This is a genomic window from Shewanella sp. A22 (assembly GCF_053850585.1).
On record NZ_JBSQBN010000012.1, the window covers coordinates 1 to 25,357 of the forward strand.

25 protein-coding genes are annotated in these 25,357 nt (G+C 40.0%); 7 read left to right on the plus strand and 18 right to left on the minus strand.

The features are described from left to right. Positions 1-318: 318 nt before the first annotated feature. Positions 319-1,416: a DUF2066 domain-containing protein gene (locus tag ACWXWT_RS03930; protein ID WP_456040306.1), complete on the plus strand. Its 1,098-nt coding sequence runs from the start codon at positions 319-321 to the stop codon at positions 1,414-1,416. A gap of 151 nt (positions 1,417-1,567) precedes the next feature. Further along, on the plus strand, positions 1,568-2,278 hold the full coding sequence (gene hda / locus ACWXWT_RS03935; protein ID WP_456040307.1) for a DnaA inactivator Hda: 711 nt from the start codon (positions 1,568-1,570) through the stop codon (positions 2,276-2,278). A gap of 88 nt (positions 2,279-2,366) precedes the next feature. Here the strand turns inward: hda and ACWXWT_RS03940 are convergent, their stop codons facing one another. The 3 genes from ACWXWT_RS03940 to bepA all read right to left on the minus strand — a co-directional run bounded on the left by ACWXWT_RS03940 (position 2,367) and on the right by bepA (position 4,675). After that, positions 2,367-2,741: a DUF2069 domain-containing protein gene (locus ACWXWT_RS03940; RefSeq protein ID WP_456040308.1), complete on the minus strand. Its 375-nt coding sequence runs from the start codon at positions 2,739-2,741 to the stop codon at positions 2,367-2,369. 11 nt (positions 2,742-2,752) lie between these two features. After that, positions 2,753-3,109: an arsenate reductase (glutaredoxin) gene (gene arsC / locus ACWXWT_RS03945; RefSeq protein WP_456040309.1), complete on the minus strand. Its 357-nt coding sequence runs from the start codon at positions 3,107-3,109 to the stop codon at positions 2,753-2,755. 87 nt (positions 3,110-3,196) lie between these two features. Continuing rightward, on the minus strand, positions 3,197-4,675 hold the full coding sequence (gene bepA / locus ACWXWT_RS03950; RefSeq protein ID WP_456040310.1) for a beta-barrel assembly-enhancing protease: 1,479 nt from the start codon (positions 4,673-4,675) through the stop codon (positions 3,197-3,199). Positions 4,676-4,801: 126 nt separating this feature from the next. Here bepA and ACWXWT_RS03955 point away from each other — a divergent pair, with 126 nt between their 5' ends. After that, positions 4,802-5,023, plus strand: a complete 222-nt coding sequence (locus tag ACWXWT_RS03955) for a sulfurtransferase TusA family protein (protein ID WP_456040311.1) — start codon at positions 4,802-4,804, stop codon at positions 5,021-5,023. Between the two features lie 25 nt (positions 5,024-5,048). Beyond that, positions 5,049-6,134, plus strand: coding sequence for an AI-2E family transporter (locus ACWXWT_RS03960; RefSeq protein WP_456040312.1), 1,086 nt, complete (start codon positions 5,049-5,051; stop codon positions 6,132-6,134). Between the two features lie 212 nt (positions 6,135-6,346). Here ACWXWT_RS03960 and ACWXWT_RS03965 read toward each other — a convergent pair whose 3' ends face one another. The 13 genes from ACWXWT_RS03965 to ACWXWT_RS04025 all read right to left on the minus strand — a co-directional run bounded on the left by ACWXWT_RS03965 (position 6,347) and on the right by ACWXWT_RS04025 (position 19,089). Next, the gene (locus ACWXWT_RS03965; protein WP_456040349.1) at positions 6,347-6,574 is read right to left on the minus strand and encodes a DUF2897 family protein; all 228 of its coding nucleotides are present in this window, start codon (positions 6,572-6,574) and stop codon (positions 6,347-6,349) included. Between the two features lie 318 nt (positions 6,575-6,892). Then, complete coding sequence (gene kdsB, locus ACWXWT_RS03970; RefSeq protein ID WP_456040313.1) at positions 6,893-7,630, minus strand: 8-amino-3,8-dideoxy-manno-octulosonate cytidylyltransferase KdsB; 738 nt, start codon at positions 7,628-7,630, stop codon at positions 6,893-6,895. Between the two features lie 378 nt (positions 7,631-8,008). Beyond that, positions 8,009-9,079, minus strand: a complete 1,071-nt coding sequence (gene kdnB / locus ACWXWT_RS03975) for a 3-deoxy-alpha-D-manno-octulosonate 8-oxidase KdnB (RefSeq protein ID WP_456040314.1) — start codon at positions 9,077-9,079, stop codon at positions 8,009-8,011. 71 nt (positions 9,080-9,150) lie between these two features. After that, a complete protein-coding gene (kdnA, locus tag ACWXWT_RS03980) occupies positions 9,151-10,335 on the minus strand; it encodes an 8-amino-3,8-dideoxy-alpha-D-manno-octulosonate transaminase KdnA (RefSeq protein ID WP_456040315.1) in 1,185 nt (394 codons plus the stop codon). Between the two features lie 199 nt (positions 10,336-10,534). Beyond that, the gene (gene can, locus ACWXWT_RS03985) at positions 10,535-11,152 is read right to left on the minus strand and encodes a carbonate dehydratase (RefSeq protein ID WP_456040316.1); all 618 of its coding nucleotides are present in this window, start codon (positions 11,150-11,152) and stop codon (positions 10,535-10,537) included. Positions 11,153-11,260: 108 nt separating this feature from the next. Beyond that, positions 11,261-12,109: an alpha/beta fold hydrolase gene (locus ACWXWT_RS03990; protein ID WP_456040317.1), complete on the minus strand. Its 849-nt coding sequence runs from the start codon at positions 12,107-12,109 to the stop codon at positions 11,261-11,263. A gap of 25 nt (positions 12,110-12,134) precedes the next feature. Beyond that, complete coding sequence (locus tag ACWXWT_RS03995; RefSeq protein ID WP_456040350.1) at positions 12,135-12,767, minus strand: M15 family metallopeptidase; 633 nt, start codon at positions 12,765-12,767, stop codon at positions 12,135-12,137. 65 nt (positions 12,768-12,832) lie between these two features. Beyond that, complete coding sequence (dapE, locus tag ACWXWT_RS04000; RefSeq protein WP_456040318.1) at positions 12,833-13,966, minus strand: succinyl-diaminopimelate desuccinylase; 1,134 nt, start codon at positions 13,964-13,966, stop codon at positions 12,833-12,835. After that, positions 13,966-14,307, minus strand: coding sequence for an ArsC family reductase (locus ACWXWT_RS04005; RefSeq protein ID WP_456040319.1), 342 nt, complete (start codon positions 14,305-14,307; stop codon positions 13,966-13,968). Before ACWXWT_RS04005 ends, dapE begins: the two co-directional genes overlap by 1 nt. A 242-nt stretch (positions 14,308-14,549) precedes the next feature. Further along, complete coding sequence (gene crr / locus ACWXWT_RS04010) at positions 14,550-15,059, minus strand: PTS glucose transporter subunit IIA (RefSeq protein WP_456040320.1); 510 nt, start codon at positions 15,057-15,059, stop codon at positions 14,550-14,552. 82 nt (positions 15,060-15,141) lie between these two features. Then, positions 15,142-16,851, minus strand: a complete 1,710-nt coding sequence (gene ptsP, locus ACWXWT_RS04015; RefSeq protein WP_456040321.1) for a phosphoenolpyruvate--protein phosphotransferase — start codon at positions 16,849-16,851, stop codon at positions 15,142-15,144. A 12-nt stretch (positions 16,852-16,863) separates the two neighbouring features. After that, on the minus strand, positions 16,864-17,121 hold the full coding sequence (locus tag ACWXWT_RS04020) for an HPr family phosphocarrier protein (protein ID WP_456040322.1): 258 nt from the start codon (positions 17,119-17,121) through the stop codon (positions 16,864-16,866). Positions 17,122-17,472: 351 nt separating this feature from the next. Then, positions 17,473-19,089 (minus strand): methyl-accepting chemotaxis protein, encoded by a 1,617-nt coding sequence (locus ACWXWT_RS04025; RefSeq protein WP_456040323.1) that lies wholly within the window; start codon positions 19,087-19,089, stop codon positions 17,473-17,475. A gap of 277 nt (positions 19,090-19,366) precedes the next feature. On the opposite strand from ACWXWT_RS04025, the gene ACWXWT_RS04030 reads away from it, so the two are divergent. The 3 genes from ACWXWT_RS04030 (at position 19,367) to ACWXWT_RS04040 (ending at position 22,230) form a co-directional block, all read left to right on the plus strand. Continuing rightward, positions 19,367-20,077: a DUF3334 family protein gene (locus tag ACWXWT_RS04030; RefSeq protein ID WP_456040324.1), complete on the plus strand. Its 711-nt coding sequence runs from the start codon at positions 19,367-19,369 to the stop codon at positions 20,075-20,077. An 82-nt stretch (positions 20,078-20,159) separates the two neighbouring features. Further along, positions 20,160-21,197 (plus strand): LacI family DNA-binding transcriptional regulator, encoded by a 1,038-nt coding sequence (locus tag ACWXWT_RS04035; protein WP_456040325.1) that lies wholly within the window; start codon positions 20,160-20,162, stop codon positions 21,195-21,197. A 100-nt stretch (positions 21,198-21,297) separates the two neighbouring features. After that, entirely contained in the window at positions 21,298-22,230 is a 933-nt protein-coding gene (locus ACWXWT_RS04040; protein WP_456040326.1) for a DUF808 domain-containing protein, read from the plus strand. A gap of 83 nt (positions 22,231-22,313) precedes the next feature. Here the strand turns inward: ACWXWT_RS04040 and ACWXWT_RS04045 are convergent, their stop codons facing one another. Together ACWXWT_RS04045 and ACWXWT_RS04050 are read right to left on the minus strand one after the other, a co-directional pair. Next, entirely contained in the window at positions 22,314-22,709 is a 396-nt protein-coding gene (locus tag ACWXWT_RS04045; protein ID WP_456040327.1) for a DUF805 domain-containing protein, read from the minus strand. Between the two features lie 170 nt (positions 22,710-22,879). Then, on the minus strand, positions 22,880-25,357 hold the full coding sequence (locus tag ACWXWT_RS04050) for a glycoside hydrolase family 15 protein (protein ID WP_456040328.1): 2,478 nt from the start codon (positions 25,355-25,357) through the stop codon (positions 22,880-22,882).

Sequence of the window (25,357 nt, forward strand, 5' to 3'; positions counted from 1 at the left end):
AGATGCTGGAGGTAGAGTAACGCAGGAGCTTGTTACCGAGGATCACTATTCGCTTCAATCATCTGCCTTGCCTACAGCACTTTGAACTCCCGCTGAAAGATCACATATTTAATAGGATTGGTATAAATTGGCATTTTTAAAGATTACCAAGATTATTAATCTGAAGCCTTCTAGCGCTTTCTTGTCAGCTATTTTGGGGCCGTTCAGTAGGCTATTTCAAAATAGGTGCCGTAAAAAGAGTTTTCGTTATCCATTACTCGATAGAAATATATTATGATATGATTTGTTCACTTATATTTGCAGCGTTTATGTTATCAGATGCTTAAAAAATTAATTAATCTCATTGTGTTACCAATATTTTCTTTAATATCAATCACGCTTGTACAAGCTACTGAAGTAGGCAAGCTTGATGAAGCTGATATTGCGGTAAGCTCACGTGCAAACGATGTAAAGAATGATGCCTTAAAAGAGGCATTAGCGGCTGTATTTTTGAAGAATTCAGGTCGGCCGAGTGTGGTGTTAAACCCACTGGTTAAAGCGCAAATTAATTCGCCTGAAGTTATTCTAACTCAATATGGTTATTATGAAAAAAATGGCGAGCTAATGCTCAAGGCCAACTTTGATCATCAACGAGTTATTTCAACGTTACGTCAAGCTGGCTTACCTGTTTGGGGTAGCCAACGGCCATTAACTTTATTATGGATGACTGTTGAAGAAAATAATGAGTCGACGATTTTAGCTGATGCATCATTGGCCGATATTCGTGTTGATCTTGCTCGAGAATCCAATAATAAAGGTATTCCATTATTGCTGCCTGTTATGGATTTGGATGATGTTATGAAAGTGAGCATTACTGACGTTCGAGGTATGTTTACAGATGTATTAGCGAATGCATCATCACGTTATCAAGCCGATTATTTTGCTATTGCTAATCTGGATACTCTGGGCGGTAATGTGCGTTTTTCTGTCAAATTATTTGATAAAAATAGAACGAATGGCGTGTTACAGGCATTAGTATCACAGCAGGGCGATGCGGTAGATTATCAACAAGCGATCAAGAGAATGATGAATATTTTGGCTGATTACCATATTAGCCAATATGCTATAGCTTCAACGGGAACGGATGTTGCGACTCAGGTTAGTTTTACGGGGCTTAACAATATGGCTCAAGTGGTGCAGATTGAAACTTACCTTCGCCAATTAAGTGCGGTTAAATCGATTCAACTTAGTCAATTTAAAGGTGATTCTGCCATATATACAGTTGAGCTGTTTAGCAGTTTAGATGACTTACAACGCTTACTTGATATTGATAGCCGACTTTCATTATTAGATAACGTTGGTAGTATTGAGTCGTTTTATGAACCTCAAAATGACAGTATTAAACCTAAATTGATTTATCAATGGCTGGGTCAATAAATAACATTAACCGATACACTCTACATTTGAGTTGTACAGTGTATCGGTTGCCAAGCAACCACTTATCTTTAGGCTTGTCGCAGAAACTCGCATAATGGTATGACTTAGGTATAATGATGTTAGTTTGTTTATGATATTGAGACCTATCTGAGTGACACAAAACTCACCAAGACAATTATCTTTACCCGTTTATTTACCTGATGATGAAACTTTTCAAAGTTATTATCCAGCCTCTGGTAATGATGAGTTGATCCAAAAGCTTCAAGCCAGTGCCGAGGGGGAGTTAGCTCCCTCTTTGTATGTTTATGGTCCAGAAAAGTCAGGTCGAACTCATTTGATGCATGCAGCTTGCGCGCATGCTAATGATTTGGAACGTCGCACTCTTTATATCCCACTAGGTATACACGCAAGTATTTCACCAGCATTATTTGAAGGACTAGAGTCTCTTGAATTGATTTGTATTGATGATATTGAAGCCATCGCTGGTCACCCTGTATGGGAAGAGGCGATATTTCATTTATATAATCGTATTGCGGAACAACAAGATTGTCGTTTGATTGTTAGTGGTAAGGCTTCGCCTTCTGAAACAGGTTTTTTATTGCCAGATTTAATTTCTCGTATGCAGTGGGGCTTAATATATCAACTTCAACCCATGGCCGATGATGAAAAGCTTGTTGCTTTGCAGCGGCGTGCAGCTATGCGTGGTTTGCAATTGTCGGATGAAGTAGGGCGTTTCTTACTAACCCGTATGGCACGTGATTTACGTACATTATTTGATGTACTTGATAAATTAGATAAAGCCTCAATGGTGCATCAGCGTAAGCTTACGATTCCGTTTATCAAAGAAATGCTTAGGCTTTGATCGAAGATTACTTTACAGACAATAAAAACGCCAAATACATGTATTTGGCGTTTTTTTTGGGTACAGCATCATAGAGGCTACTTGAGTGTTATTTCTGTGACTTTTTCTTTAGCCCTAATCCCAATTCTCTACCGCGTTTACGGGCATAAAACGGAAAGCTGATTAACAGGACACAGATAAGAACAGATTCAATAAGCGCAAATACTAGGGCATCTGTCGTAATGTACGCAAGGGTTAAGCCATGTAGTAAATATAAGCACAGAATAAAACTTGCCCAAGCATAAGTGTAAGGATTACCCGTTAAAATACCTTTTAATGGGAACAATAATGGCACAATCCAAACAAGACTGAAGCCCAATGAGTAAGTTCCATTTATGCCTTGTCGAATAAACCAACCACTCAGAAGCAAGACTAAAGCAAGATACCCAATACGGCTTAATTGGAACAAAGATTGAGAGGTCATTATGTTACTCATTAGAGAATAGAAAGGGCATTTTCAGGCGGACGACCAACGGCAGCTTTGTTGTTGGCTAACACAATAGGGCGTTCAATTAATTTTGGTGTTGCCACCATTGCTGCAATGAGTTGGTCTTCTGATAGCGAAGTATCCGCTAAATTTTGGGCTTTATACTCATCTTCTTTGGTGCGCATAAGTTGGCGAGCTGTTAAACCAAGTTTTTGTAAAATATCGTGAATTTCATCGGTCTTCGGGGGTGTTTTCAAATATTCAACTACAGTGATATTAACTCCATTTGCTTGTAGCAATGCAAGTGTCTCACGGCTTTTTGAACAACGTGGGTTGTGTAATATAGTGGCTTTTTTTAGTGTCATGATCACAGTCCGTCATTAAAAATGGCAAACAATAAGTGGATTTATTGTTTGCCATTATTCTATCAAAGAATCACTTACAAAGTGAGATTATCGAGAGGATTTAAGTTCTTCCATTGAAATATCTGCTTGTCTAAATTGCCTTATCCGTGCTTCTATACGGGCCATTTGTAAGGCTTCACCGTCTGAATAGCGGTACGCATAATTAAGCTGGTCAATTGCTCCCTTATAGTTAGCAGATAAGGCCATGAGTTCAGCATTGCTATAATACTCAAGGGCTTTGTTGTTTAACTTCCGATATGCATCAGCCATAATTTGATATGGCAGCATACTTTTCTTATCAAAAAAAATCAGCTCTTCTAAAAGTGGGATAGCCTTCTTAGGTTGGTTTGCTTCAACATAGATATTGGCTAGGTTGGCATTGATCACTTGCGATGTTGGTTTTATTTTTCGTTGTGCTTCTAATAATGCGATTGCGCTTTCATAGTCTTTTTTCTGGGCTAATAAGTCTGTTTTAGTATCAATATAAAATAAATTATTATCATCTTGTTTAAGTAGTTGATCAATAATGGCTTCAGCTTGGTCGAATTTGCTTAAGCGAAATAGAGCTAAGGCTTTACCATAAAGTGCGGCATCTTTAAAAATGTAATCATTCTTTTTTAGCTGTTGTTCAAATAATGACAATGCAGCATCATCACTTAAACTGGAGAAGCGCACCTGGATACGCGCTTTTGCTAATTGAAAATTAAGGCTGTTGGGTATATTGCGCTTCGGATATTGAGCAGCACGATTACGTGCTTCAGTGATACGTGATTCAGGTAATGGGTGTGTAAGCAACATTTGTGGTGGTGTTGTTGTAAAGCGATAACGAATAGCTAATTGCCCAAAAAATGTTGCTGCAGCACTCGGTTCAAAGCCCGCATCAGCCAATATTTGCATACCAATTCGGTCAGCTTCTTGTTCATTTGAACGGGTATAGTTAATTCTAGCTTGGGTAGATAATGCTTGGGTGGTTGCTAATGCAGCCATCCCAGCTTGTGGCGCTGCAACGGTTAATAGTATAGCGCCTAGCATGCCAACAATGGTGGCTGTTGAGGTTTTAGCCTGAGCCTCAACAGAACGTGCTAAATGGCGTTGGGTTACATGGGTGATTTCATGGGCTAAAACTGATGCTAATTCACTTTCGTTGTCGGCAGTTAAAAATAAACCTGTATGTACTCCAACATGACCGCCAAAAAAAGCAAATGCGTTAATTTCGTCGTTGCGAAGCAGAAAGAAATAAAACGGCGTTTTAACGCCAGTAGCATTAGCCACTAGCTTATTACCCAGCTCCGATAAATATTGGTTCAATACGGGATCACTTAAAACCGGTGCTGATGAGCGAATAATGCGCATATAGGCGTCGCCGTAAACAGTTTCTTTTTCTAAACTAAACGTATTCACCGCAGCAGTGCCGAGATCGGGTAGGTCGTTATTAGCAAAACTGTGGCCAATACTGGCGGCAAGTAACACGCTAACCGCACTAGCGGCAAATGTTTTTGAAAAGGTCGATAATGATAATTTACGCAAGCGAAACCTTTATTGATGATTGAATTGAAAATTTAACTTTAACCACAAATTTAGGTAAATTACATCGCTTGTGGTTTAGTGTTCAAGCTAGGATAATAGGCCTAGATTGTTTAAAGCAAGTTGATAATGATTTTAATTGATTTAACACCCTATGTTTGCCCTTATCCTTTGGTAAAAGTTAAACTTTTACTGAAACAAATGCATGCGGGTGAAAAATTACATGTACTCTTATCTGACCCCGGTTCACGGCGAGATGTTCCCCTGTTGATAAAAAAAATGGGTTTTGGTATTGAAATCGTTGCAGAACAATCACATTGTTTGTCATTTATCATCACCAAAACAAATTGATATTGTTTATAGAAAAGGTTTTTCAATGCTGGAATTTCTATCTGATTGGTACAAAACGCGTTTTAGTGATCCACAAGCGATAACATTAATGTTTATCATTATTGGAATAGGGCTTGCTTTGTATTTTGGTGCTGGTTTACTTGCGCCATTGCTTGTTGCATTGGTGTTGGCCTTTTTACTTGAATGGCCAGTGGCACAAATGTCGAGATTAGGTATAAGCCGTACGGCTGCCGCAACAGTAGTGTTAGTAGTGTTTTTAGGCTTGATGCTAATTTTGATGCTGGGTTTAGTTCCAAGTGTTTGGCGTCAAGGTGTGTCATTGGTCAGTGATTTGCCCACAATGATAGATAAAGGAATGTTGATTGTTAGGGAGTTTAGTGCCGATTACCCCCAATTTGTGAGTGCATCACAGATTGATTCTATGATGTCAGAAATCAATAAAATGTTAGATACTCAACATATTATTGATTTGGGTAAACAAATTTTAGGTTATTCGGCGTCATTGCTCGTATTGATGGTGTACGCCATTTTAGTGCCGTTGTTGGTTTTTTTCTTTTTAAAGGATAAAGACTTTTTATTGAAAGGGAGTAAACGATTTTTCCCTGCTAATCGTGGTCTTGCACGAAAAGTGTGGTTTGAAATGGATCAACAAATTTTTAACTATATTCGTGGTAAGGTCATTGAGATTGTTATTATTGGCGTCGCCAGTTATATCTTTTTTGCCATCATGGGGCTGCGATACTCAGCTTTATTAGGTGTGCTCACGGGGCTGTCGGTATTAATACCTTATGTTGGAGCAACCTTGGTAACGTTGCCGATTGCGCTAGTGGCATTTTTTCAATGGGGTGTGAGTGCAGAGTTTGGTTACTTAATGCTAGGTTATGGGATAATTCAAGCGTTAGATGGCAATTTATTGGTGCCACTGCTTTTTTCTGACGCTGTTGATTTACATCCGGTAGTGATTATCGCCGCGGTGTTGGTCTTTGGTGGCCTATGGGGCGTGTGGGGGGTATTTTTTGCTATACCACTCGCATCATTAGTGAAAGCAGTTATAAATGCTTGGCCAAATACAAATACCCAAGGGCAGCATGTCACGCTTGACAGTGAATAGTACATGCGGGCATACCTAACTGAGTAAGGCCTCAAGGTAAACTTATGCTGTAACAAAAAGCTAACATCATTATGGTGTTAGCTTTTTTATGAGTAACATTATGATCTTGTTAGTACTTATCAATTAGTCAATAAAGTGTATATAAGATTTTCTGATGACAATGAGTTTATTCATTTATCACATATTGATTTGGCACATATGTTATTAGGCCATTACAAAGGAGGGTTATTATCTTTAGTGTTTTTGTTGTCTTCTGCTGGCGATGCTTCTACGGTTTTTTCTGATTGACTTTGTTGCCCTGAATGAGGTTTTTTTTCTTTAGGTTCGCCAAATTGAGGCATTTTAAATTTGGCCGAATATTTCAATACCGCAATATTACTGGCGATAACACCGATGACTAAAATGATAATCAGCCATACTTCATAGCCTTCTAAACTCATTAGAAACTCCTGTTTAAACTTGTGCTTTTTAGCCGTGTACTGTGCTAACACCAAGGTGACAATAACATATTTTCCAATCACATTAACAACCTGAGCTGTTCAGGGCGCCTCAATCTTTTTGATTCAAGGCGCATTGATGTAGAAATGGTTATTTAAGTTGATGCAATGCAATCGTGGAATGCTTGAGGTGCTTCCTTCGGATAGAGGCGCATCACTTATTATACAGAAGCTGCTTGAGGTAAGAATAGCGTTTTCGCCTTAATTAACGCAATTTTCTTTCCTGCGGCATAACCCGATAATGAATACGATTAGTATTTATTAGTCAACGGCTAAGCGTAACTCACATTTACGAATATCTTCTGGAGTATCTACTTCTGGAGAGTCGAATGCGCTGATGGCAATTTTAATTTTATGGCCGTATTCAAGAGCGCGTAATTGTTCTAACTTTTCAATATCTTCAAGTTTACCTAGCGGCAACTTAGCAAAGGCATTTACAAAACGTTTTGTATAAGCGTAAACGCCTAGGTGTTTATAAACGGGGTAGTCATTGGTGTCGCGGCCATAGGGAATGCGAGCACGTGAGAAATATACGGCATTATAGTCATTATCAAATACCATTTTGACATGCAATGGATCATCTAATTCATTTCTGTCGACGATTTCAAAACCTAACGTTGCCATTTCAAACTCACCAGGATGACGCTCAAATAGGCTAATAATTTGCTCAATGGATATTGGGTCAATAAGTGGTTGATCGCCTTGTAAGTTAACCACTAAATCGTCATCTTTTAGGCCAAGTTGTTCAATTGCATCATTGATACGATCGGTGCCTGAAGCTGCATCTGGGCTAGTCATTACCACTTTTCCACCAAATGATTCAACTGCATCTTTGATTCGGTCGTCATCGGTTGCAACATAAATGTTATCTAAACCTTTGGCTAATGATGCGCGTTCATAAACATGTTGTATCATGGGTTTACCATTAATCGGGGCGAGTGGTTTACCCGGGAAACGGCTTGAACCATAACGCGCCGGGATTAATAGAGTAACGTTCATTAAATTAGACCTACCTGTGGTTATGTTAGAGCCTGTTTATCTTTGCGGGTTAAATTTTGTTCGAGATAAAACGTGTTAATCGAGGCGAGTAGATTGCTGCTTAGCAATATAAGCAACTATCACGTCGAGAAGATCCACTCAACAAAGAGTAACACGTTTTTAACCGAACCCTTCGGGCAGCGTTTGTTGTTCATTTCTACTGCGTTATCGGCTTTTAATGTAGAATAATGACACTACAAAGCCTCTGCCTTGTAGCTCATGTTTAAGTAATGAACAAAATTCGTTGCCAAAACAACCTTGAAAGATCAACAGGCCCTAGTAATGTAAACAATATATAAAAGGGCTCATAAGAGCCCTTCATGAATGACTCTATCGTGACTAAATACGACGGAATAACGTCGTTAGCATTTCATCGGTCACTTTTTCTTCCCATCCTTCACCGTAAACATTTGCCCATAATGGCCCCATGCTTTTAGTGACTGCAACCATTTTAGCAATGGTTTCATCGGGTAAGTCTTTACAGATATTTTTCGGTAACGTGATGTTGTGTTTCTTCATCATTACACGGAATTCTGCTACGCCTTCAGGGTAGAACTCTTCTAATACATCAAAGGCGATACAATTACCAATACCATGGTGATAACCAAGAATATAAGACAAACCGTATGATACGGCATGACATGCACCTACTTGACTGTACGCGATGCTCATGCCACCCATAAATGATGCCATCATGAGTTTGTCGTCTTTTTCTGGGTGATCTTCAATGTACACTTGGCGACATAAATCCATGGCTTTCTCAGCATAAGATTTCGAGAATTCGTTTAAAAAGGTACCCTGTAAAGATTCGACACAATGGATGTAGCAATCCATACCTGTGTAAAACCATTGATCGGTTTCAACACCATCAATTAACTCAGAGTCCATAATGATTTGGTCAAAAACAGTGTAATCAGAATTTAGGCCTAATTTACGAACTGGTCCGCATAATACTGCAGTGCGTGATGCTTCTGCACCAGTACCTGAAATCGTTGGTATACCAATGTGGTGAATGGCTGGGTTGTTAATTAAATCCCAACCTTGATACTTAGCAGAACCACCTGGATTGGTTAGCATTAACGATACCGCTTTAGCAACATCCATCGTAGCACCACCACCTAAACCCACAACACTCACTGGGTTTTGGCTGTTATAGGCTTGAACTTGCTCTGTTAATGTATCAATTTGAATGGTGCTCGGTTCATCATCGACATTAACCCAAATAATGAGGTCTTGTTCTTTGGCTGGAATACGTGCTTCTAACGCTTTACCTTTATGTACGTCATCGACCAAAAACACAACAAAGCTATCATCGTTGATACGTTGTGCAGCTAATACCGTGTCGAGCTGACTGAAAGAGCCACGGCCGAAGATCATTTTTTCAACTACTTTAAAATTCTTAAAACTCATTACAACAGTCTCCATTGAGATAAATACTGTAAAAAGTGCGCTCGTCTATTTGTGGACGAGAGGCATAAATGCTATGCAAAAGCACGTTTGATGTTTTCAATACGTTCAGCAATCTGTTCGTCGGTCCAAGATAACTTGATTAGCATCGAAATCGTGCGACTTATAATAGCGTCTGATTTTGGTGTCTTGATTTGGGTATAGTCAGGACGGTTTTCAACCAACATAATTGGTAATGCTGCTGGTGATTTAAGTTCTTGGATGTGTTTCCAATTCTTTAGGTAATGCCAGTTGTTAATATACCAATAAAAACAACCATCAACTTTGTTGGCTGCCAGCTTTTTATTGATTTCTTGGGTACGCTCTTCTGTTGGTAAGAAGAAAGTTAAGAAACCCGCTGAATCACCATCTGCATCAGGGATTTCACGGAATGTGACTTCTGGTATTGCGGCCATTGCATCTTTGATGGTTTTTTTATTCTTGCGTTGAATAGCAATGATCTTATCTAGCTTTCGTAATTGGGCTAAGCCCATTGCAGCATTCATTTCAGAAATACGGAAATTCAATCCCATAATTGGGTGCGTTTCAGCGCCACGGTCGCTACCTACATGGTCATGACCGTGATCAGAAAACATGTGTGAGTGATTATAAATTTCGCTGTTATTAGTAATGACAGCACCACCTTCACCACAGGTGATGGTTTTGACTGAATCAAATGAGTAACAACCTACATCACCGATAGTGCCTAATGCTTGGCCTTTATAACTGCCACCAATGGCTTGGCATGCATCTTCTAAAATCAACAGGTTATGCTTTTTACATACCGCTTTAATTTCGTCCATTTTGGCCATAGAACCACACATATGGACTAAGTTAATCGCTTTGGTACGTGGGGTGATAACGGCTTCAATACCTTCTGGAGATAAACACAATGTCTCGTCAATTTCTGCGAAAATTGGCACAGCACCAGCCATGAAGACGGCTTCAACTGAGGCAACAAAAGTAAATGGAGGAACAATGACCTCATCGCCAGCACCAATGCCTGCTGCAGCCATGGCTGTTTGTAGTGCTGCGGTACCGCTCGATACAAGATGCGCGTGTTTAACGTTCATCTTTTCGCAAAGTAGTTGCTCCATGTCGCGGGTTTTCCAGCGATCATTGCGCATATGGTCGAAGTTATAACGGAAAGTGAAACCGTTCTCCATTACGTCAGCAACTTCCTGCTTTTCTTCAGGACCAAATAATTCAAAACCAGGCATGGAAATAATCTCCTAAAAATTCTGCGCATAGTAGCGCTAAATAAACGCGCTAATTATAACCCCCTCAAAGGGTGTTCGCGACTTTTATCGCATATTTTTAATAACAAAAAACAAAGGCCTGCTAAAAAGCAGGCCTAATTATCTTATATTTCATATAGGGTACAAAATGACTACCAAAAAGAGCCGCTAACATTGACCTTTATGACGGAATATTGCGTCCATGTAAACGATCAATGGTCACATCTAAATCGGTGAGCAAGCCATTATTAATGCCATAAATCCAACCATGGACAGCGACATCTTGTCCACGGTCCCATGCTTCTTGAACGATGTTAGTCGCCACCACATTTGATACTTGTTCCATTACATTGAGCTCACATAAACGGTCAAAACGCTGTTGTTCGCTCATGAGTTCAAGATCGGCATGATGAATACGATGAATATCACGTAGGTGCCCGAGCCAATTATCAATGAGGCCTAATCTATCTTGATTCATGGCAGCTCGTACACCACCACAACCATAATGCCCCACCACCATGATGTGTTTTACTTTTAACACATCAACAGCGTATTGAAGCACTGATAAACAGTTTAAATCAGTATGTATCACCATGTTTGCGATATTACGGTGGACAAATACTTCACCTGGTAATAAGTCAATAATTTGGTTTGATGGTACGCGGCTATCAGAGCAACCAATCCATAAATATTCTGGGTTTTGTTGCTTAGCGAGTTGTTCAAAAAAGGTCGGATCTTCTTTATTGATCCGTTCTGCCCATCGGCGATTATTATCAAATAATGGTTTAAGAAGTTTCATCGTTGCTCAGATTATTCAGGATGTTACCAGTAAAATTTTACTGGCAGTATGTCATTTTTTACGAGTATATCAGCAATGTACGCCGATCTGGTCTATCCATTTGGTTGATTAATTAAAATTAACTTTTTTCAAAAAATCAATAAGATGTTGATTGAAAAAATCAGCTTTTTCAATATTAGCCAAATGACCCGCATCTTCAATATGTAATAATTCGCTACCATCAATGCAGTCATGCATTAAGTAGCTTTCTAACGCTGTGCGTAAATGTCCTTTTAAACCAACAGCGATTAATGTGGGTAAGGTTAATGCCTCTACTGATTCTAAGGTATCGTGTTTGAAAATAGCCATGTTGGCAAACTTTAATAAAGGCACTATTTGTGCTGTGTCTATTTGAGTAAGTTGTTGAGTGAACAGCGCTTTTTTGAGTGCCAAATCTGGGGTGTGTTGACATAGTTCTGCGAAGTTTTTACTGAAAAATAAATTGCTTAAGCTGGTTGCTAGCTCGTTTGGAATTGCTTGATGGTTAGCAATTTGTGACATATAACCTTGGTATTTAATGCAGTTTACTTGGGGTTCAAAGCCAACAAAACTATTAAGCAGCACTAGGCCTTGAATACGAGTTGGCGCCATTAATACCATTTCGGCTGCAATAGCTCCGCCACTACCATGACCAATAATCACGACATTATTTATTTCTAGTATGTCCAGTAAACGTAAGACGTGCTGAGCGACATCTTGTAACGTTTCACAGTCTAGCGGTAGCGTTTTACTCTGGCCATGGCCCCAAAAGTCTATGGCAATGCAGCGGTAATGAGCCGATAACATATCAATTTGTGTTTGCCACATTTGGCTGTTAGCCAACAAACCGTGACAAAAAACAAGTGTTGGGCCATTACCCTGATCAATATAATGCAGTGGTTGGTTGTTGATGACTTTGTGGGGTAATAAGGTAGGCATAAAGATGGCTCATTTATTATGTTGATTAGGCCGGAGAGGGCGCAACAAAAAAAACATAACGATTAACCAGTTCGGTTAATCGTTCAAGTAGTGGCAATTGTAAAGATATTTCAACGCTAGACAACACTTTTGCTAATTCGTTGATGTTGAAGTTTTTTAAATAGAGATCGGCAACAGGATAGTAACTTAAATGCCAAGGTTCAGGACTGACACCACTTTGCTGGGGTTGGTAGGGGAAATAAAAACCAAACTGCCTGGCATGGGTAGATAACCATTGATATAAAGCAAAGCAAGGGCCATTACTTTCATATTCAGTCGTAATCAGTTGCAACGATTGTTTATTGATTTGTCTGGCATCAAAAACATCAATATCGGTACCCCAATGATGTCTTGATGCACCGGGTAACGCTGACCAAATTAAAATGGTGTCGATTAATTGTTGCTCTGTTAATGCTGCAGAATCTACCGGTTGTGATCGATTATCCAACAATACTCGTTCACCTTTGGCTTTAGAATTCCAAATATGCACTTGACGTTCAAAAGGGCGATAAGCTGAACACAATTGTAAATCTATGCCTTCTTTGGCTGCTTGTTGTTGCATCCTTGTCAGTGCGATAGCGGTTTGCTGTTCAAGTAGAAAATGGCCAACAGATATCATTTTCTGATCGTCTAAGCCGTACAATTTATATTGTTGTTGGGGAATATTGATTTTTGGCTGTTGAGTTAATTGCACAGTAACTTTTCCAAAATACGTTCATAACAGTTAGCGAGTACTTCTAAGTCAGATACTTTGACACATTCATTGACTTTATGAATGGTGGCATTAACTGGGCCTAATTCAATAACCTGAGCACCTGTAGGGGCGATAAAACGGCCGTCTGATGTGCCACCTGACGTTTGTGGGTCGGTGTCATAACCTGTGACTTCCCGAATGGCATCGCGTGTTGCATCAAGTAATGGTCCATCACCTGTTAAGAATGGTAAGCCATTAAAAATCCAGTCGATTTCGTAATCTAATCCGTGAGCATCAAGAATGTTAACCACACGTTTAATCAATTCTTCAGCGGTAACTTCTGTAGAGTAACGGAAGTTAAACATTACTTTAAGATCACCTGGGATGACATTGGATGCCCCCGTGCCGCCATTAATATTGGCTATTTGAAAGCTGGTTGGTGGGAAAAATTCATTGCCATTATCCCAATGCATTTGGGCTAATTCAGTGAGGGCGGGGGACGCTTTATGAATTGGGTTGTCGGCAAGGTGAGGATATGCAACATGGCCTTGAATACCATTAACGGTTAAGTTACCTGTTAAGCTCCCACGACGACCATTTTTGACCACATCACCGAGTTTATGGGTTGACGATGGCTCACCAACTAATGCCCAAGTGATTTTTTCATTACGGGCTTCTAAAGTATCAATAACACGTGTAGTGCCATTAATAAAAGGGCCTTCTTCATCACTGGTAATAAGGTAAGCAATAGAACCATTATGATTGGGGTTTTTGGCGATAAATCGTTCGGTTGCGACAATCATGGCTGCCAGTGAACCTTTCATATCTGCAGCCCCGCGGCCGTGGATATAATCATCAATAATGGTCGGTTCAAAGGGGGGCGTGTGCCAGCGATTTAAATCGCCAGTGGGGACAACGTCGGTATGGCCTGCAAAACAAAATACCGGTTGGCCTTTACCTCGTCTAGCCCACATATTAGTTGTGTCTTCAAAGATCATAGGTTCAATATCAAAGCCTATTGCTGTAAGACGGTTTGCCATTAATGTTTGGCAACCTTCATCCAATGGCGTCACGGAAGGGCGTGCAATTAATTCTTTGGTTAACTCAATAACATCGTTATTCATTATGCAAACCACGCTTGGTATTGTTCAGCGTTAAAGCCGATGAGAATATTGTCTTGTTTGACTAATACAGGCCGTTTGATCAGTGTTGGGTATTGCACCATTAGGCTTATTGCTTTTTTTTGAGTGATATCCGATTTTTCAGTATCGCTTAAGCCGCGAAAACTGGTGCTGCGCTTATTAAATAATGCTTCCCAACCGACAATATTAACCCATTGGGCAACGGTTGTTTCGTTTAGGCCATCTGCACGGAAGTCATGAAATGTGTAGTCTAATTTTTCTGTTTCAAGCCATTTGCGTGCTTTACGAACCGTATCGCAATTTTTTATGCCGTATAAGGTCAAGAGAATACTCCACTAATGTTGATTGGATTGTCATATTTAGGGCTAGTGATTACATCACTTGGTAATGGCCAAATGTGATATAAATATCATTGAATGCATTATCTAACATTGTGGCATTGTGAAGCGGCTTGAACAAGCCGAAGACGGTGTTTTGAAAAGATTTCATAGAACGCAACCAACGCAAATTAACACGTTGGCTTGCATTTTAGTGTTCTGAAAGGTGTTAACGGCTTTAGGCGTTATTACATTTGCACAGTAAAGATCACATCTTTACCCGCTACCACACTGCCTTGAGCTTTATCCAATTGTTTGACGTCTTCCATATTGGCTAATACTACTGGCGTTAATAAACTGTCAACTTTATCGCGCAAATAAGCCAAATCGAAGGACAAAATAGGCTCACCCGCTTTAACTTGTTGGCCTTCCTCGGCTAAACGTTTAAAGCCATTACCTCTAAGCTCTACCGTTCCCACGCCAAAGTGAACAAACAATTCTAGCCCTTGTGGCGATTCGATGCTGAACGCATGATTGGTTTCAAAAATTTTACCAATAGTGCCATCAATTGGGGCGACAATAAGTTCACCCTTTGGGTCAATGGCAATGCCATCGCCAACAATTTTTTCGGCAAATACCACGTCAGGTACTTTTTCTATCGCAACAATATCGCCTGACACAGGCGCAAAAATAGCGATACCGCCAGTTAATGGCGGTTGACCAGAAATAAGTCGTCGAATGCGGCTTAAAAATCCCATAAGAACAAGCCCCTTTTTATTAATATTTTTAGGAGGTTAATTGTAAACGCCTCTAGTAACTTTACCAACTTTATTTGTATGTTCAATTACAATCGAGTGTAAAAGCGTTAATCACATCCCGAATATCGGCTATTCGTGTTAACAAAGCAACATGTTGTGCATGTTTAACAAATTTCGTGTAATCACCTTTAACTAAGGCCACTTTTACGTCCAATAAATTAGTGGGATTAATGCTCAATTCATCAAGACCAAGCCCAACAAGTAGAGGCAATAGTTTTGGGTCGCTGCCCAGCTCGCCGCATAACGATACTTTTACATTAGTATGCTGACATTGTTTGATCGTTAATGCGATTAGTTGTATAACTGCTGGCGATAATGGTGGGTACTGTTTGGCTAAATTAGGATTAGTGCGGTCGGCGGCTAAAGTATACTGGGTTAAATCATTGGTGCCGATACTGACAAAATTGAGTAGTGGTATCATGCTTGGCAAATTGAGTACCGCAGCTGGGGTTTCAACAACGATGCCATAACTGACGTTGCCAAACCCCTTTTCTTGTTCCATTAACTCAGCTTTAGCGCGGTCAATTAATATAAACGCGGCATCAAGCTCCTCTACCTGACTGACCATGGGGAACATTAACCTTATGTTGCCATGATGAGCCGCACGGAGTATCGCTTTGATTTGGGTTATAAAGGTTTGGGGATGCGCCAAACTGTACCGAAGCCCACGAATGCCAAGTGCCGGATTAGTTTCACTGTTTTGTGCTAAGCAAGGGATTTCCTTATCGGCACCGATATCAAATGTTCTAATGGTAAGCACGTTTCCCTGTAAGCTATGTAAAGCATCACAATAGAGCTTATATTGCTGCTGTTCATTAGGTAATGCTTTTGCGTTCATCAATAAAAATTCGGTACGAAATAAGCCAATACCTTGGGCTCCCACATCATTAATATGGGATATTTCACTTAGGTTACCAACGTTGGCTAGTAAGGTAACATGGTGGCCATCACGAGTTTTACTGGGATTATCTTTATAAACCATCAATGCATTACGTCGTTGCGATTCTTGTGATTGTTTATACGTTAATGAGTTAAAAAGATCGGCTGTTGGGGCAATGTGTAACTCACCAGAAATCGCGTCTAAAATTAGCGGTGTGCCATCTTCAATTTTAGAAAACGGGTAATTAAGTAACGCCGGAATACCTGCTGCTCTAGCGAGAATAGCGGTATGACTAGTCAGGCCGCCTGATTCGAGTATTAGCCCTGTGATGTGAGTGAGTGGCAACATCGCAAATTCAGCCGGGGTTAAATCATCAGCGAGTAATATGGTGTCTTCTCTGAGGGTTGATAAGTCCCATTGTAAATGACCATGCAGTGCACTGATGAGGCGTTTGGCTAAACAAATAATATCGCCACTACGATTGGCTAAATACGGGTCGTCTAATGCAGAAATTTCTGCCGCATGTTGGTTAAATATGCGATCAACAGCAACGGCGGCGCAAACTCTAAATTGACGGATATGGAGATACAGTTGTTGTTGTAACTCTTCATCTTCAAGCAGCATGATGTCGCTATCAATGAGTTGGAAGTTTTCACCTTCGGGGCTCAAATGATGTTGACAATGTTGTAAATGAGTAATTAGGTGATCGATGGCTTGTGTTAGTAGTAATTCTTGGTGGTTAACTTGTTCAACACCGAGCAGTTTGAAATCAAGAGGTGGTAGGTCTGTGGTGATAGTCAGTGCTTTACCAAATGCGATACCTGCAGATACAACAATTCCATCAATTGACATACGGTTGTCCTATTAACTAAGCGTAATCAGCAGAGCGGCAATTTTGTCAACGGCTGCTTGAGCGTGTTCACCAGAGGCAAATACCGTAACAGATACACCTTGATATAACCCTAATGTTTGTAGTTTAAATAAACTTTTTGCACTGGCTTGTTTACCATTACATTCAACCATAACATCACAATCAAACTCTTTGGCTTCTTTAACCAGTAATGCCGCAGGTCGGGTGTGAATACCGTGAGGAGCAACAATAGTGACCGTTTTTTGATACATAGACAACTTACTCTACAAAGATTGAGACAACTAATACTCAATTTGTTCATTATCCAAGTAACGACATAATGCATTAAATTGATATTCATACAGATTGAATTGAATATTGCTAATTCAGTACGCTATAGTATTGAATTATTGATGAATTTCTTCGTCATTAATGCACGAAGGTATTCAATTTGATGGGCATAATATACCCTAAAGTCACAAATGCTAAAAGTGGTGTATGGCTCTAAATGATTGCAGGTGTTTTATTTATCGTAATTATTAACGATAAATGATGCTGAATTGGGAATAAAAATCGCTTCCCACATGAAGGCTTACTGTTATATGTGGGAAGCGCTCGACGGATTAAATTTTAAATTGACCTAATGTTTGACTCATATCCACACTAATGGTCTGCAATGACTGAGCAGCTTCACTGTGAGTTTTGTTAGTTGCAAGAGCATGTTCTGTTAGTTCTGAGATGGTATTGACGTTGATATTGATGTCTTCAGTGACTAAAGCTTGTTCTTCTGTTGCACTAGCAAGTTGTGCTGTCATACTACTAATATTGTCGATCAAGGTTAAGATTTCGATAATTGCATCACTTGATTGAACCGCTTTTGATTGTAATTGTGCCGATTGTTGTTGTGTATGCGTAATGCTGTCGATAACCGATTGAATGCCGGTTTGGATTTGACTAATAATTTTATTAATTTCGTTAGTTGATGTTTGCGTTCTGCTTGCTAAAGCACGAACCTCGTCAGCGACAACCGCAAAACCTCGGCCATGTTCTCCTGCGCGAGCTGCTTCAATGGCTGCATTAAGCGCGAGCAAATTTGTTTGATCTGAAATGCTACCAATCACATCTAGAATACTGCCAATTTCGGCAGAGGATTGACTGAGAGTTAATGATACTGTTTCAGCTTGATGTAATTCGTTGACTAAACTTTCTGTTTGCTCGACAGTTTGTTGCATCAATTGTTGATTCTGTTCTGCCTGATGTTTCACATTAGTCGCACCATCAGCTGCATCTTGAGTATTACGAGCCATCTCTTGACTCGTAGAGAGCATTTGATTGATAGCGGCAGCGACGCTTTGGGTTTCACTGTGTACTTGGTTAGCACTTTGGTTAGATGACTTGACCGTCTCTAATAAATGCACAGCTTCATTACTCAACGTAATCCCAAGTGGTTGTAATGTGGCCACCACATGAGCAATTTTTAGGACAAATTGATTGAAAGCATCAGCTAACTTAGCGACTTCATCGTTACCTTCAGTCGATAAGCGTTGAGTCAGGTCACCTTCTCCTTTAGCAATTTGTTCCATTGCGTCAATGGTGACATTGAGGGGTTGGGTGATCGAATGATTCAGCAATAAAAAGAACGCAAAAATAGGCACTGAAATAATCATCATAATAATCAAGTAGTCAATGATGATGCCAGTCATGCTTTGGTTGACATCCTTAACATTGGCTTGGGTGATTAAGGTCCAGTCAAGTGGTTGATAATACTGCATTGCTACCAACATTGTTTGTGGCTGATTGTTGGCGTCGACAATTGCGAGTTCAGCTTGAGCGGTTTGTTTCTCTTTGGCCGTGTTGATCAGTTGCTGGTATGAAATGGAATCATTAGATGTAGTCAGTTGGGATATAGGTTTGCCAACAGTTGCATTATTGAATGGGTTAACAATAATACGATGTTGATTGTCAACAATGATAAAGGCTTGATGCTCAGAAACCTTAATTTGACTAGCAAACTGGCTTAATACTGCCCCAGTAGTATTTTTATTGGCTAGCTCATAAGCGTCAAGAGTGTTACTCAATTGGCTCACTTGTCCTGTAATTTGTTTGAACTTCTCTTCTATTAAATGACTGTATTGTTCTTTAATAGAAAACGAACCAAAAATCACAGTGCCTATAGCTGCTAAAGCTAACATAATGAGTAAGCGCTTTAAAATCGTTAAGCGCCTTAATAATCGAATCATTACTAGTCCTAGTTCAACGTATCCATACAAAGTGGTGAAATTATAATGAAAATATTACAAAAAATAAGATTAAAAGATTGTTTTTGTGAACAGACTACACATTTTTGGCCTTTATAAATTGAATGTAAATTATTAGTAAAAATCATTTATTATCAGTGAATTAGTGAGTTGTTAAGTTTGAGCGGTTAATTAACATGCTAATCGATTGTTTTAATTTTGATTTTTTTTCGATTTACCCGCAAGATTAGTCTAATTAACAAATTAAGGTAACACCGCTATGAATGCATCCCATACAGTCAATAATGACGATATTCTACTTAAACTTTGTCATTCGGTTTCACATGTGCTGTCAAGTACCAGTGCAAGCCAAATAACCCATGCCGGAATGGTACAAAGTATTTCACGCACGCGCTTAAAACCTGATTTAGGCTGTTTCTCGATTTTCGATGGTGGCTTTTGTGGTTTAGTTGTCATTAACTTCTCTGCTGCTGCAGCGATTGAAATTTATCGTCGTTATATGCTTAACATGGGCATGCCTGAAACAGAATTAGCTTTTTCGCATACGTCTGACGATGTCAGCAATGTAATGGGCGAACTAATGAACCAAATTTTGGGTGATTTTATTGGTAAAATTTCAAAAGAATTACAAACATCAATAAGCCAAAGTCAACCAAAGATGTTGACTATAAATAAAGAGCTAACAATCTCCGTTGATACAAATCTTGACAATGCAGTGGCCAGAAGAGTGTCGTTTAAGACTGAGAATAACCATATTTTTTATCTCGAGTTTGCTATGGACCAAACAGAGTTTATTCGTTCTGCAGATTTTGAGATGGATGAAGAATTTGATCTTGATTCATTAATTGAAACTCATGGCAAAACGGCGCAGGTTAAAGCCGATAAAACAAAAGACGTGTTAAATGATCCTAATGTGAAAGGCATTGTGGTTGATGATGCAGATGATTTACTCAGTGAGCTTGGGTTATAAGTTTGTGTGATAACCACCAAGATAGGCTTGGTGGTTTGTTTATAGTGGCGACGATAATAAAAACAAAAGGTTAACCATACAAATGGCATCTAAAGCGACTTCTATTGATATAGCTTACCGTGCAGGAGTGTCTCAATCGACGGTATCCCGTGCGTTAAGAAACAGTCCGTTGGTCAATTTAGAAACACGGCAGCGTATTCAAGCCATTGCTAAAGAGCTCAATTATAAAGTCGATAAAAATGCCAGTAACTTGCGCATGCAAAATAGCCAAACATTAGCTCTACTTATTTGTGAAGATCCAACCAATGATGAGTCAATGATTAATCCGTTTTTTTTATCCATGCTAGGCTCTATTACCCGAGCGACAGCACGGCAGGGTTATGATTTACTTGTGTCATTTCAACAGCTTTCTAGTGATTGGCACGCAGATTATGAAGACAGTAATAAAGCCGATGGTATTATTTTATTAGGCTATGGCGATTATATGGATTATGCCCATAAACTCGAAAAGCTGATTGAAAAGAATACGCACTTTGTTATTTGGGGGGCGGAGCATAATAATAAAGCGGTATTGTCGATTGGATGCGATAATCATCAAGGTGGCTACATTGCCACCGAACACTTACTGAAGTTAGGGCGTAAACAGATTGCCTTCTTAGGTGACTCATCAAGTAGAAGCCCAGAGTTCAGAGACCGTTATTTAGGCCATATTGATGCGTTAAAAGTGGTCGGTATCGAGGCCAATAAACAGTTACAGCATGATGCGATTAATACTGAAGCTTCTGGCTACAGTGCGGCGAATCATTTGTTGGATAACGGTGTTGCTTTTGATGCCATTTTCACTGCTAGCGACCTGATCGCTATTGGCGCCATCCGTGCGCTAAAACAGCGTGGCGTGTTGGTTCCTGAACAAGTAGCGGTAGTGGGTTACGATGATATACCTATTGCAAGTTTTACTAACCCAGCACTGACAACGGTAAAGCAAGATACTCAATTTGCTGGTGAAATATTGGTTGATAGTGTGCTCAAATTAATCCGTGGGCAAGATGTCAGCCCAAGGTTAATTAAAACGAATCTTGTGATCCGTGGCTCTTGTGGAGCCAATATTAACGAAAATTAGTTTTTCGCAATAGCAAACTCGTTATATAAAGTTTTCTCTAGATGGTTCATCTAAAATAGTTTGTTATTAATATATTGTATTTTAAAGGGTAATACTGTGTATGGCAGGTGCAAGTTTATTAACGCTATTAGATGATATCGCGACTATTTTGGATGATGTCGCGGCAATGAGCAAAGTGGCGGCCCGTAAAACGGCTGGGGTGCTAGGTGATGATTTAGCGTTAAATGCGCAACAAGTGTCTGGTGTTGCCTCTGAACGTGAACTCCCAGTGGTGTTTGCGGTAGCAATGGGATCATTTAAAAATAAAGTGATTTTAGTGCCAATGGCTATGCTGATCAGTGTGTTTATTCCATGGGCTATTACACCTTTGCTGATGTTTGGTGGATTGTTTTTATGTTATGAAGGCTTTGAAAAAGTCTATCATTCACTAACACATAAACGTGCTCCTGTGATCGATGACGATGCGGTAGTCGCCAAAGCAAAAGCGGATATTGAAGATTTAGCTGCATTTGAGAAGGAAAAAGTCAAAGGCGCAATTCGCACCGACTTTGTGTTATCGGCTGAAATTATCGCTATTAGTTTAGGGGTGGCAGCCCACATGGATCTATTAGCTCAGTTTTTAACTTTATCGGTAATTGCTGTTGTTATAACCGTTGGTGTATATGGCTTAGTGGCAGGTATTGTTAAAATTGACGATCTTGGTTTGTTTCTTGCCCGACGTAAACCTAGCGGAATAGGGCATAAAATAGGATTAGGGCTGATATCTGCAGCACCTTATTTAATGAAAATCCTCACCTTTGTCGGCACAATTGCGATGTTTATGGTGGGAGGCGGCATTTTAACTCACGGTATTCATCTGGTATTTGAATGGATTGAGCATGCACAAACCGTTGTTAATCAAATCAATGTAGTCGGTGGTTTTTTAGGTATGTTAACGCCTAGCGTGCTCAATGCACTATTTGGTGTTGTCGCTGGTGGTTTGGCTGTGTTAGTGATGAATGGTGTGATGAAATTAATGCCATCTAAATCGTAGAAATACTTTCAGAATAGCGCTTTAAATACAAAAAGAGCATAGTCACTGACTATGCTCTTTTTGGTAATAATACTGCTTAATGTCTAAACCGCTAAATTATCATTATTTTCTAGGTTAGGCATCGCTTTTGGATTTGGCCCATATTCATTATCATCTTTACTGTTAAAGCACATTACAGCCAAAATGATTAAGATACCAAGGATAGGTATTAGTACTAATAACAACCACCAACCAGAATGGTCGCTGTCGTGTAAACGGCGCACACTCACCGCTAAACTTGGGATTAATATCGCCATTGAATAAACGGAGCTAAGTAAGCCCGCACCATAAATATCACTGTATAAACCAACACCCATATCAACTAAGGTCAATATAATACTAATGACCGCACTGATTAATCCAAACATCCAATATTCTTTACGGCGCGCTCGACCGCTAAAATCAAAATACTGCTTTAAAACTTTTAGATACCAATCCATTTGTTTTCCTTAACGTTAACTTTTTAATACGGTATATATGTAACAAGATAGTATTGAATTAACAAGGCTTTGTTTAAAATTCTGACTAAGAATAAAGCCCTTGTTTACCACAACGGTTTATTGAGCTAGCTACTAATAATATTCTTAATAACAGGGCTCTTGATGTGTGCTTATCTCGCTAGAGTTTGCTTTACAACAGGGTAAAAGTCCCACACTTGTTCGTCGGTCATCGAACGTACCAATTTAACGTATTCTGCATGGGTCCAAGCCAGTGGGGTGGCAGAGTTAGTCCCTTGGCCCATTTTGTAGTCATAGCGAGTGGCATTACCGACACCGTCCCAAGCTTGTTCTGGTAACATTAACCCTTGGTTGGCAAAGGTTTCCATGCCTTGAACATAGGTATTGATAAGTTTGTGTTTGGTGTCGGCGGATAATGTACCGTTGGCGTTGACTAGGGCTAACTCATAATGGCCACGCTCACCAGTAAAGAATGGCCAAACACGTCCTCGTTGATCTTCAGTATTGCCTTTTTCGGCATAACTTAGCCCTGTTACTGTGTCTTCGCCGTAGCCATCATTACCATAACGGCGGTAGCCTGGAATTTTGCTACCATCTTTAGCGGTAAACTCATATTTAATTCGCAGGTTATCTTCAAAGCCTTGATTATCTATCAACATTACGCTGTTTTTAATCACTGGGTCTTGAGCGTTAACCACACCATAACGGACTAATTCTAAAAAACCACCGTCCAAAATCATCCGCTGATCAAGTCCCGGTTTACCGTTATTATCTAAGAGTTTATCTGCGGTGTTCGGATTGCCATTGGGGCTAATACGCACATAATAAGGTGCAGACTTATCGCTAGCATCTTGCTCCCCGTTCGCTTTTTCAGTAAGCAAACTTGTAGTTGTCACCATAGTGGTTTCAAGCTGACTTTGAAGCTTACGTGCTAAATCGGCATACTCAGGAGCTTGTTCATCATTTGCTAGCGCTCCAATATCACTGGCAGCCACTAAACCCGCAATGACAGCTGCAGTTGTGGATGGAGAAAATCCGGCTTGTTCTTCCCAGCGTTCTTGTTGAGTACTTGGTGGAGTAATTTCAGTGTCATTCCAATCCAGTTTTACGTTACCGCCTTTAACTAAAAAGTCAGCGGCTGGTTTAAGCATGTCGTTGTACCATTGGGTTATTTCAGCATCGCTAAATACACCTGCTTGCCACAGTTTCCAGCCGAGCATGATTGGCATGGCAGTTTGATCGAGCTGCACGCCAACCCATTCAATTTCACCATCGACATGAGTTTTTTGTAAAAACCATCCAGGCGTACCTGCAAACCCCGGAGTTTGTTGCTTAACTTGTACTTGTTTTAAATACTCAAAGGCCACTTTAGGCGTTTGGGTATCGCCCATGGCTAAAAATGCCATTGCGCATTGGTAAAAGTCACGTGGCCATACCGCTTTATAGCCAGTGCTGCCTACTTTAGCTGAAACGGTGTCGCCCCAAGGGTTTGAAAGTGATGCGATTAACGCACCTGCATGGCTTTTATCTTCTTGAGCTTTTAACACTAAGGCGCTGGCATAGAGTAATTTACCGTTATCTGTGGTGTTGGTACTCATGCTATTTAGTGGCTTAAGCGAGGTTAAATAGTCTTTCCAGCCAAGATGTTTGTCGTCACCTAAATAGGCTTGTTTAACGGCATCATAACCCTCATCCAATGTTGCTTGAGTGGTGGCAAGGCTGCTTGCTTTGTCTTTACCAAATCCAATAACCAAGTTAAAACGTAAACTATCATTAGCCTTTTTAAGGGTAGGGTATTGAGCCGTTAGCGCAACATTTCCACCTTGATTGGTGTTGCTAGTGGCTTGGTAAAGTGAATCGAGTTTGCCATTATCTTGTATATCTAACAGGCCATCTGATGTGCCGACGAACCCAGCGCTAGCGGCGACAAACTCAACATCTGTTTTAACAGTCATTACCGTTGAATTAGTGTCACTTGTGTAAGCCACTAGCGATTGGCCTTCTACACTAGCAATGTCATTGGCGCCGCTGTTATCAATGTGCGGATTGACATAAAGATGTGGTGTAATGCCAGCCTCAAAAGCCGTAAAGGTGACTTTCATCATCAAGCTACTTCTATCGGGATCGGTAAAGATATGTTTTTCTATTTGGTATTTACCTTCAACATCTTTATTAATGACTTTATAAGCTAGCGATAATGGTCGTCCCATATCATCGGTATCTAAATACTCAATAGTGCTTATCGTGTTGTCTTTTTCAGTATCGACAAAGCCATTGCCAGAGATAATGAATTGCAGTTCTTTAAGCTGGGCATTGTGAATAAGGCCAAACATGGTTTCGGTTAATACACCTTGAGCTATTGAAAACCACACTTTACTCACTGGATTGACGGCAGTGTCTTGGTATTGGCCGTTAACATAGGGCTCGTAAGATGTGCCAATGCCTGTTTTACCAGCAAATGCCCAAGTAGGTTCTACGCCTGGCGCACCGGTGGCGACGTTAACAACTTGAGCTGAAGTGTTAACTTGAGTATCTACTGGTGAGCAAGCACTTAAGGCTAGTGCCATCATGCTGGTTGTAATTGCTTTCGCTATGATGCTGCGATGTGTGAGTAAATGTGGTTTTAACAT